Origin of the sequence: Endozoicomonas sp. YOMI1 (genome assembly GCF_024606345.1) — a bacterium.
In the GTDB taxonomy this organism is placed as follows: domain Bacteria; phylum Pseudomonadota; class Gammaproteobacteria; order Pseudomonadales; family Endozoicomonadaceae; genus Endozoicomonas.
The window spans coordinates 19662-29214 of sequence record NZ_JAHHPM010000299.1; the positions used below are offsets into that span (position 1 = coordinate 19662).

Here is a 9553-nt window from a genome sequence, read left to right on the forward strand (position 1 = left end):
CATTTATGGAGCTAACGGTGATGAGCCACCCAAGAGTCGGCATTGGAGTCATTATTGTCAGGGATGATGGCAAAATACTGGTTGGCAAGCGTAAGGGAAGCCACGCGCCCCCTCCTGGTCGATCCCCGGCGGACACCTTGAATCAGGAGAAACGTTTGAAGAAACACCAGTAATAAACCGCACTGTACGCCATAGCGATGGACAATCAAAGTACTGCCGGACTCGTTCCCACGCAAATTAAAAGACCCGCAACCAGCCACCGGCGGAACTTTTATCAATTTTAGAAATCAAAAGTAGGTAGCAAACCATGTAACTAAAACAACCAAAATATAGGGTACCTTATGAAAAACAACATATTCAAGCAATGGATAATGGCCAGTTTACTTTGCATTCTAAGCAGCTCTGCATTTTCAGACGTTGAGTATTCAGGCATCGCTTTCAGCAACGTAGATATCCACGGACAAGGCATTGAAGCCGACGTTAAACCCGGTGAAACCATCGCCATCCATGCCCATTACAAATGGCTCTGGCCGCGGGAAGAAGGCAGCATTGTCCAGATTATTGTTGGCCTTGACGGCATAGGTGCTCAAACATCAATTGCCAATGGTCTGGTAATTGGTAATCGATATTTTGACCATCTGTCCCTTTTCTTCGGTGGTCAGTACATTGATATCACCGAGCAAGATGTAGACTTTTGCATTGTTGCGCCCAAGGAACCGGGCACTTATCAGGTTCGCTTCCGCTACGCTCAGGCTTACACGCACCACGAAGCTGTTGCAGAATGGTGGAACGTCGATCAGGCCCCTACCGACGAAGCAACGATTGGCACTATTACTGTGCGCTAATCCATAAGGCACGTTATTCCGCCAGGAGTCCAGGACAATTCATGGGATCCTGGTTTATTACCAGTAAAGCCAGTGAACCTAGAATCACTAGCCATCTGACAAAACGAAATTTTTATCCTCAGAGTCACTGGAGTGTTTTGTCAACATCATCCATATAGAGCCGCGGCTCTCTTTCCAGCTGAACACCAAACTTGTCTTTTACTTTCTGCAGAACCTGCCTGGAAAAAGACAGCACATCCCGGCCAGTTGCCCCACCGTGATTAACCAGCACGAGAGCCTGTTTCTGGTAAGTCCCCACACACCCCTCTCGCTCACCTTTCAACCCGGCCTGATCTATTAACCAACCAGCGGCCAGCTTCCAGTTCTGTCCAAGGGGATAAGCGATAATATTCGGATAAGCCTGCTTCAGGCGATCCATCTCTGACGGTGATACCTCCGGGTTTTTGAAAAAGCTGCCAGCATTACCCACCTCAGATGGATCCGGCAACTTTTCCCGGCGAATATCACAAACAGCCCGACTGATATCAACTGCGGATGGTGCCTGATCACCCAGACGTTTAACAAGCAGATCACCTAACTGGCCATAGCCCAGATTGGGTTTTAATATTGCATCAAGATCCAGAGTCACAGAGACAATAATATACTGATCACGCTTTTCTCTTTTGAATACCGAATCACGATAACCAAAGCCGCAACTCTGCCGGTCAAAATATTCCACAAGCCCGGATTCAAGACTCATCGCCTCCAGCGAAACGAAAGAATCCGTCAACTCAACACCATAGGCACCAATATTCTGAATAGGTGCAGCGCCAACGTTACCCGGTATTAAGGAAAGGTTCTCCAGCCCATAGGCCTGATTATCCAGAGACCACAAGACAAACTCATGCCAGTTCTCCCCCGCCTCAGCCCTGACCCGGACAGAATCCTGATCACGACTCAACACCGTTTTCCCCTTGAGATTAACGTGCACAACCAGGGCATCAAGAAAATCGCCAAGCACTACATTACTGCCACCGCCCAGGGGAATAACGGGCAGCAGCTTTTCCCTGGCAAAAGCCAGTGCCGACTGCAGTTCAGGCATTGAATTTACCTCAGCGTAGTATCTGGCAGTAGACGGCAAACCCAGGGTATTTTTCTCCACCAGGGAATAGTTGTCGTAAATCTTAACTGGGAACTTCATTAATAGTTGATTCAATAGAAATTGGAGATATCAACCCGCTCAGGCTGATAGACACAACGGAGATGCTATTTAAGGGTTTTCTGCAAATGATCCAGCAGCGCAACCCCACCCAGCTCAATAAGATAAAGTACCCGCTCAAAACCTTCGTTACCACCATAGTAAGGGTCCGGCACTTCAGAGACTGGCAGGTCAGCAAAATCAAGAAACAGCCGCAGCTTGTGGGCATATTCCTGCGGACAGATCTTTTGCAGGTTCTTCAGATTCTCTCTATCCATAGCCAGGATATAATCCTGCTCAACAAAATCAGCAGAGGTTACCTTGCGGGAGCGAATGAATGAAAGATCATAACCATGATCTGCGGCCTGCTGCATTGAACGACTGTCTGGCAGTCCCCCATCATGCCAGCCACTGGTACCCGCTGAATCAATTCTGATACAGTCTGACAAGCCTGCTTCTGCCACTTGATGTGCAAACACACCATGGGCAGTGGGTGACCGACAGATATTTCCCAGACAGACGAACAGTACTTTTATCATTATGTATATGCTCTGACCGTTTTTTCATTGGGCTCAAGGCTGTCCAGTTCCTGCCCTCTTTCAAGCAATGCACGAACTGCCAGCAGATCATGTTCCGTATCGACGCCATGGGGCGGCGTTTCAACCGCTTCAGCCACATGAATCCGATAGCCATGCCACATCAGTCGAAGCTGCTCAAGAGACTCCATGCTCTCAATCGGGCTGACACCCCAGGTCACATAATGATTCAGAAGCTCAACCCGATAGGCATAAATGCCTATATGGCGCTGAAAGCAGGCATCAGCCGACACTTTCTTTTCTTCCGTGGCAAAATCGTCCCGCGCCCAGGGAATGGGTGCACGACTGAAATAAAGCGCATACCCCCGGGCATCAGCAACCACTTTGACAATACCGGGATCGAAAATCTGCGCCACCTGGATCAACGGGCTGGATAACGTAGCAGCCCCTGCCTGAGACGACAGCTGCAGATTTCTGGCCACTTGATTGATTACAGATGGGGGGATCAGAGGTTCATCGCCCTGAACATTAACGATAATTTCATCATTCTTCAGACCATAGATTCTGGCCACTTCCTGCAACCGGTCAGTGCCAGAAGGATGACCCGGCAGCGTCATGCATACCTCTGCCCCAAAACCTTCAGCCACTTTCAGAATTCGCTCATCATCCGTAGCAATAATGACCCTCCCGGCTGCACTGGCCAGCGCTCGCTCATAAACATGCTGAACCATAGGCTTGCCTGCAATATCAGCCAGTGGTTTGCCCGGCAAACGGCTGGAAGCAAAACGGGCAGGTATAACGACGGTGAAGTCTGAGCCCTCAGCAGATAAAGAGCCTTCAGCCGAAAAAGAGCCCTCAGCCGATAAAAAGCCTTGTGCCATCAGGACGCCTCATCCAAACGTTCATCAACGGTCAATATACGCGCTTCTCCTTCGAGCATGACAGGAATACCGTCACGAACGGGATAAGCAAGACCGCAGGGTCTGCAAACCAGTTCCTGACGCTCTTTATTTGGCCGCACTTCCCCTTTACACAGTGGGCAGGCCAGAATTTCAAACAGCGTCTTATCCATCATTTTTCCTCAGCTTTCCTCAGCGATAAGCCAGAAAATACCGGCTTACGAGCTTCAATCATTGCCACCAGCTGCTCAATACATGAGTCCGATACACGGGTCGTCACCGGCAGATACCATTGTCTGTGATCGGCAAAACCACTGCATTTAACGGCATCCTTGGCCGTCATAATCACCGGAAGATCGTCGTTAAAACAGATATCTTCCGGTACAAATGAGTGGTGATCAGGATAAGGATGACCAATAACATCGTATCCAAGGGAGCGCAGTGTATTAAAAAAACGCTCCGGATTACCAATTCCTGCAACACCATGAACCCTGGTTTTATCGGGAATTTGTTGCGAAATACCCGTCATGCTGACCAGCGCCGAAGGTTCAAGGGAAAAATAGTACAGTTTTTCCCGCTCCAGCGTCGTCAGCCCGAGCAAACTTTCTACTTCCTCAGCCTTCGCTGACACAGAAGCATTGTTGGTGTTGACCAGAATCATATCCACCTGGCTCATTCTTTCCGGTGGTTCCCGAAGCGGGCCTGCGGGCAGACACAGTTGGTTGCCAAGTAACCGGTCACCATCCAGAACCAATACCTCAATATGCCGTTGCAGATTATAGTGCTGTAATCCATCATCTGCGATGATGAGATTGCAGTCTGTCTGATCACAGAGATACCGGGCCGCCTTTACACGGTCAACGTCGACAATCAAAGGGACAGGCAACTGTCGGGCCAGCATAACCGGCTCATCCCCTACGTTCGCAGGGTCTGAATCCGGCCTGACCGATAGGGGCATGCCTTCAGTTTTCGCACCAAACCCACGACTGATAATCCCCGGCCGATAACCCCTTTTCTGAAATTCCCCTACAAGGGCCGCAACCAAAGGGGTTTTACCGGTTCCCCCCACCGAGATATTACCCACAACAATGACCGGCACAGGCGGTGACCACCGGGATGTCTGCAGCAAACGCTGTTTTCTTCTCGCAGCCAGAAAGGAAAATAACCAACTGAGTGGCTTGAGACAGCAAGTCCAGCCACCGGAAGGACAATACCAGGAGTCTGTGACAGACTGACTGAAACGCTGCCAGAGCTTCACTGATCAGACTCAGTATCTTTTCGCGTGGTCATGCTCAGGTTGGTAAAACCCAGCTGCCCTGCAGCATCCATTGCCGTCACAACCGCCTGATAGGGTGTATTGGCATCAGCCGTAATAATCAGGGGTACCTTGCTGTCCCCCTGGCTTACTTTACCCAGTGCCCGCTTGAGCGTATCCAGCTGACCATTGACCAGTCCCTGACCGTCAACGGCAAAGTCTCCAGACTTGCTGATGGTGATCTCAATCTGTTTCGGCTGCTGCTGCAACACTTCTCCGGAGGATTCCGGTAAGTCAATGGCCAGATGAGTTTCCTTAGTGAAGGTGGTCGAGACCATAAAGAAAATCAGCAGCAGGAATACCACATCAATCAGAGGCGTCAGGTTGATGGACACCTCTTCGTGATTTATCTGTCGTCGGAAATTCATTTTTTCCTGGCCTCACTGCCCAAAGCAGATGGTGAGCCCTTGCGGTCACCCTGCAACACTTCAACCAGCTTGATCGCATCCTGCTCCATGGCAACCACCAGCTCATCAATGCGGCGGGTGAAATAACGGTGGAAGATCAGGGCCGGGATAGCCACGGTAAGGCCAGCTGCCGTGGTAATCAGTGCTTTGGAAATCCCGCCAGCAAGAACACCGGCATTACCGGTGCCTTCAACCATCAGCACAGTAAAGACATCAATCATACCGATCACGGTTCCCAACAAGCCCAGCAGCGGAGCAATCGCAGCGATGGTCCCCAGGGTATTGAGATAACGTTCAAGGTCATGGATCACCTTGCCAGCCTGTTCTTCAATACTCTCCTTCATGATTTCCCGGCCACTGCGGGCATTGGTCAGACCTGCCGCCAGAATCTCTCCCAGTGGCGATCCGGCTTTCAGCTGGTCAAGCTTTCGATTATCCAGCCCATTACTCTTGATCCACTTCCATACTTGAGAAAGGGTATTTTTCGGTGCAATGCGTGAGGGTCTCAACGTCCAGAGCCGCTCGAAGATGATTGCCATGGCAATAACTGAAGACAACAGGATAGGCACCATCAGCCAACCACCGGATTTCACCAGTTCGAACACAATAATCTTCCCTTATAATGACTAATTCATGATATCTGGCCCGGTTAATGTCAGGCATATCAGTTCCCAAGGTAACCAGTATGACTGTATCACAGAGATTCGTACCATTTAAGCAGTAACTGATCGCTTTGAGAATGGGTTAGCGCCACCAGTAGCGGGCGTGTGTTTTGCGGTAGGCTGAAACCATGATATCACCGCTACCAAGCGTAAAAGACAATGAGCCATCTGCAGCGGTATTAAAGATTTCTGCCCCCGTTTTTTGCGCACGAGCTAATGTTTCAGCGGTCGGATGACCGAAGCGATTGGCAAAGCCGGACGAAAAAATGACCGCCCCGGGCTGAACAGCACAGAGAAAGTCAGCACTAGTTGAAAACCGGCTACCATGGTGAGCAGCCACCAGCACACTGGATTTAAGCTCAGCGCCCTGCTCTATCAAGCGTTTCTCAACCCGTTCGCTAATATCCCCTGGCAGTAGAAGACTATCTGATCCTGCTGTCACTTTCAGGACACAGGACGCATCATTACTGCGCCGATAATCACCGCCGGCCAGCACCTGAAAATAAACCCCATCCCACTCCCAATGATCTCCGGGTTGGCATTTCACCCAGTCTTGCTTAACGTCAGGCAGACTAGTACCACTGATAACCGGCACATTCGGGTATCTGGCCAGCAGCGATGGCAAACCGCCCGAATGATCCTGATCGCCATGAGAAATCATAATGCGATCGATTTGGGTCACGCCACATTTAGACAGCGCCGGAAGAATCACGCTCTCTGCCGCTGACAATCTTTCCGAGAAACGGTCACCGGTGTCGTAAACCATAAGGTGCTGATGTGTTCTGATGAACACAGACAACCCCTGCCCTACATCCAGAACCCTGACCTCAGCCTGACCTGGCGGTATCGCAATTGATTTTGCGAACAACGAGGGCATCAGCATCACCGGAGCAAGCCAGCGCAAACGCAGAGTTGCCGGGGCAATGAGCAGCAACATACCGACAACAGCGAGTATCAGGGTATGCCAGGATAGGGTCTGCTGTGGCGGAATAAGCACCATCAAACCGGACACCCACTGCAGCCCAAATTGAAACCCTGTCACCAGATAGTCAAGCCCGGCAATAATGAAACCGGCAGCCTCAGGCAACAAAAACTGCAAAATTGCACTGAACAGCAATAAGGGAACGACGGCAATGCCTATCAATGGGATAGCCAGAAGATTCACCAAGGGAGACAGTGGTGATACCGGCTGACCATTAAACAGCAGCAAAGGCGTCAACAGGGCAAACACCAGCCATTGCGGCTTAAACACGGTTACCGGCCAGCCAGCCCTTTCCCTTCGACCAACCATACCGAACAGCAGTGCGCCTGCGGCAATAAAGGAATACCAGAATCCATTGCTGGTTATGGCCAGGGGATCAATTGCAAGTACGGTTGCTAAAGCCAGCAACCAAAGCGTTGAGGGAGAGGCTCTTATCCCCAGCAAGGGTGCCAGTAATGCGGCGAATGTCATCACCAGGGCTCGTTGCACCGGCACACTGAACCCGGCCAACAGGGCATAAAACAACGCAAACAGCATACCTGTCAGCGCCTTGACCACCGGTAAAGGTACTCTCCGAAGTGGAATTCCCCCCAACCGCCCAACAATGGTTGCAAGCGAAAAGCCCAACCAGGCCATAAGACCGATATGCAGGCCGGAAATCACCATCAAATGGGTGGTTCCCGTCTCATTAAACACCTGCCATTGCTGAGTGTTGATGGCTGTTTTATCACCCAGCAGCAGTGCCGAGAAGATCCCTTTGTTGTCATCAGATACCGTCGAGTACAACCACTGCCTTAAAAGCGCCCTTACCTGATGAAGCCGGTATATCCCGGTAACATTATTATCGAGTAGTGATCCGGACTTCACATACCCCGTGGCCTGTATCCCCTGACGCAACGCCCAGGCCTCATAATCGAAAGCGCCCGGACTTGAAAAACCATGAGGTTGCCGCAACCTCACCGTTAACTGCCAGGTCTCTCCAGTCTGCAAATCCGGCGGTTCATACCAGCTGAGCCTGACCTTTTTGGGGTATAGACCGGACTGACTGACCTGAAAATCAAAGCGCGCTGCCATGCCGTTTATCACCGGCAGACTGGCAATCTTTCCTTCGATATTGATATCCCGCCCTTGTCCATAGCTATCAAGACAGGTGACAGCGTAATGTGTTGCATACCATGAGCTGACGAGAGTACCCGCCAGCAGAGGGAGCAGCCACCAGCGTGCCCGGGAAACTCTGGCTGACGATAAAACCCAGAAAAACAGAATGAAAAGCGGCAGACTGATCGACATCAAGACTGACAAGTCAAACGTCAATGAAACAAAACCGCTGGAAAGTACGAATATAAACAATCCCTTTGCCGGTTTTATGATTGTATGAGTGTTATCCACGAAGTCTTGCCTACCATTTCAGTGCATAATCCACGGCTTTACCTCACTCAAGGCGCTGTTTTGCCCTACCTTGGATGACAGTCATTTTGCCGTGGCATAATCAACCATTCTTTATTTGAAAAGTGGCATGTCATGGCCGATGAAAAGCAGCAAGCATAGATGAATTTCAGTCTGGAAAAGCCAATCCCGAATTGGGGGAAGGCAACTGGCAAGACTTTCATACTGGAAAACTGGCAACCTCTGCAAACCATGAACTAAAGTCATAGCTCAGAGCATAATGAGTTGATGTCATGATAGCGGTAAAATAGTGGAAGGATATGGCGAAAAAACTGATTAAAAGGTATTTGCCGGAACCAAAAACCATCAAGGAAAATCGCCACCTGCGGTTTCTGGGTTCTGCATTATATAATGCAAACCTGTGGCAACTGAATCGCCGCTCCGCTGCTGCCGCATTTTTTGTCGGCATATTTGTTGCGTTTATTCCCATGCCTTTCCAAATGGTTCTGGCGGCATGTCTGGCCATTGTTTTCCGGTGCAATCTTCCTCTATCTGTCGCACTGGTCTGGATTACCAACCCATTGACCATGCCTGCCATATTCTATTTTACATACAAAATCGGCTGTTTTATCCTTCAGACACCGGTAAATGAAGCTTCCTTTGAACTCACGTTACAAGGTCTGGGTGCCGGACTTGCCCGTGTCTGGAAGCCCCTTTATCTGGGATCGCTGGTATCAGGCGTTGTGCTCGGCTTTATCAGTTACCTGCTGATTCGAGCGGCTTGGCGCTGGAATGTTGTCATCAACTGGCGCCAGAGACATAAACGTCGCTCCCGCCCCGATCCTTTCAACTAACCACTATTCAAAAATCTCTAGAGATAACAGCCCCATGCAAAGAAGTTTTCAAAAACGCCAGCCAAAACTGGAAGGTCGTGGTTTACTTGAAGCTGTCAGCACCGATGGCCCTCACAGCGACTGGCTGGGGATGCCGGATTACTATATCCATACCCTGACGGTTGCTGGTGATGATTACAAATATCTGTCGGCAGATAAGCAACTGGATGTCAACATTGGTGATACTATCGTCTTCAGATACCAAGAAGTCGGCAAGACTGAGAATAAGGAAAAGCGCATTGATAAGCGCTCCCTTGGTCTCTACATTGACCCAAGCCAATACCTTCAGGAAACGCCCTGAAGCCTGCCTGCCGAGCCGTCTGAACCGGGTGAATCCAGCGTCCGGACGGCTGGCAGCTGACAGCAAAATCACTCTGAAATTGAGTAATACCAATTCTAGACGGGGTCGCCTAGACGGGGTCGCCTAGACGAATTTGCCACAAACTTGGTT

At 50.2% G+C, this 9553-nt stretch carries 12 protein-coding genes; 4 read left to right on the plus strand and 8 right to left on the minus strand.

Annotation, left to right across the window (positions count from 1 at the left end):
• The first annotated feature begins 20 nt into the window (after positions 1-20).
• Together KDK15_RS10590 and KDK15_RS10595 are read left to right on the plus strand one after the other, a co-directional pair.
• Positions 21-173, plus strand: a complete 153-nt coding sequence (locus tag KDK15_RS10590) for a hypothetical protein (RefSeq protein WP_257295326.1) — start codon at positions 21-23, stop codon at positions 171-173.
• A 198-nt stretch (positions 174-371) separates the two neighbouring features.
• A complete protein-coding gene (locus KDK15_RS10595; protein ID WP_257295327.1) occupies positions 372-845 on the plus strand; it encodes a hypothetical protein in 474 nt (157 codons plus the stop codon).
• A 124-nt stretch (positions 846-969) separates the two neighbouring features.
• On the opposite strand, the gene murB is transcribed toward KDK15_RS10595, so the two are convergent.
• The 8 genes from murB to KDK15_RS10635 form a co-directional block, all read right to left on the minus strand.
• Complete coding sequence (murB, locus tag KDK15_RS10600) at positions 970-2025, minus strand: UDP-N-acetylmuramate dehydrogenase (RefSeq protein ID WP_257295328.1); 1056 nt, start codon at positions 2023-2025, stop codon at positions 970-972.
• A gap of 65 nt (positions 2026-2090) precedes the next feature.
• The gene (locus KDK15_RS10605) at positions 2091-2561 is read right to left on the minus strand and encodes a low molecular weight protein-tyrosine-phosphatase (protein ID WP_257295329.1); all 471 of its coding nucleotides are present in this window, start codon (positions 2559-2561) and stop codon (positions 2091-2093) included.
• Entirely contained in the window at positions 2561-3439 is an 879-nt protein-coding gene (kdsB, locus tag KDK15_RS10610) for a 3-deoxy-manno-octulosonate cytidylyltransferase (protein WP_257295330.1), read from the minus strand. Before kdsB ends, KDK15_RS10605 begins: the two co-directional genes overlap by 1 nt.
• The gene (locus tag KDK15_RS10615) at positions 3439-3630 is read right to left on the minus strand and encodes a Trm112 family protein (RefSeq protein ID WP_257295339.1); all 192 of its coding nucleotides are present in this window, start codon (positions 3628-3630) and stop codon (positions 3439-3441) included. The genes kdsB and KDK15_RS10615 overlap by 1 nt, the downstream gene beginning before the upstream one ends.
• Entirely contained in the window at positions 3630-4715 is a 1086-nt protein-coding gene (gene lpxK, locus KDK15_RS10620) for a tetraacyldisaccharide 4'-kinase (protein WP_257295331.1), read from the minus strand. Before lpxK ends, KDK15_RS10615 begins: the two co-directional genes overlap by 1 nt.
• Positions 4712-5140 carry a biopolymer transporter ExbD gene (locus KDK15_RS10625; protein ID WP_257295332.1) on the minus strand — a complete coding sequence of 143 codons (429 nt, stop codon included), beginning with the start codon at positions 5138-5140 and terminating at the stop codon, positions 4712-4714. Before KDK15_RS10625 ends, lpxK begins: the two co-directional genes overlap by 4 nt.
• The gene (locus tag KDK15_RS10630) at positions 5137-5784 is read right to left on the minus strand and encodes a MotA/TolQ/ExbB proton channel family protein (RefSeq protein WP_257295333.1); all 648 of its coding nucleotides are present in this window, start codon (positions 5782-5784) and stop codon (positions 5137-5139) included. Before KDK15_RS10630 ends, KDK15_RS10625 begins: the two co-directional genes overlap by 4 nt.
• Before the next feature lie 139 nt (positions 5785-5923).
• Positions 5924-8173: a DNA internalization-related competence protein ComEC/Rec2 gene (locus KDK15_RS10635; RefSeq protein ID WP_257295334.1), complete on the minus strand. Its 2250-nt coding sequence runs from the start codon at positions 8171-8173 to the stop codon at positions 5924-5926.
• 356 nt (positions 8174-8529) lie between these two features.
• Between KDK15_RS10635 and KDK15_RS10640 the strand changes: the two genes are divergently transcribed.
• Together KDK15_RS10640 and KDK15_RS10645 are read left to right on the plus strand one after the other, a co-directional pair.
• Complete coding sequence (locus KDK15_RS10640; protein ID WP_257295335.1) at positions 8530-9063, plus strand: DUF2062 domain-containing protein; 534 nt, start codon at positions 8530-8532, stop codon at positions 9061-9063.
• Positions 9064-9097: 34 nt separating this feature from the next.
• On the plus strand, positions 9098-9403 hold the full coding sequence (locus tag KDK15_RS10645; RefSeq protein ID WP_257295336.1) for a hypothetical protein: 306 nt from the start codon (positions 9098-9100) through the stop codon (positions 9401-9403).
• Positions 9404-9553: the final 150 nt, after the last annotated feature.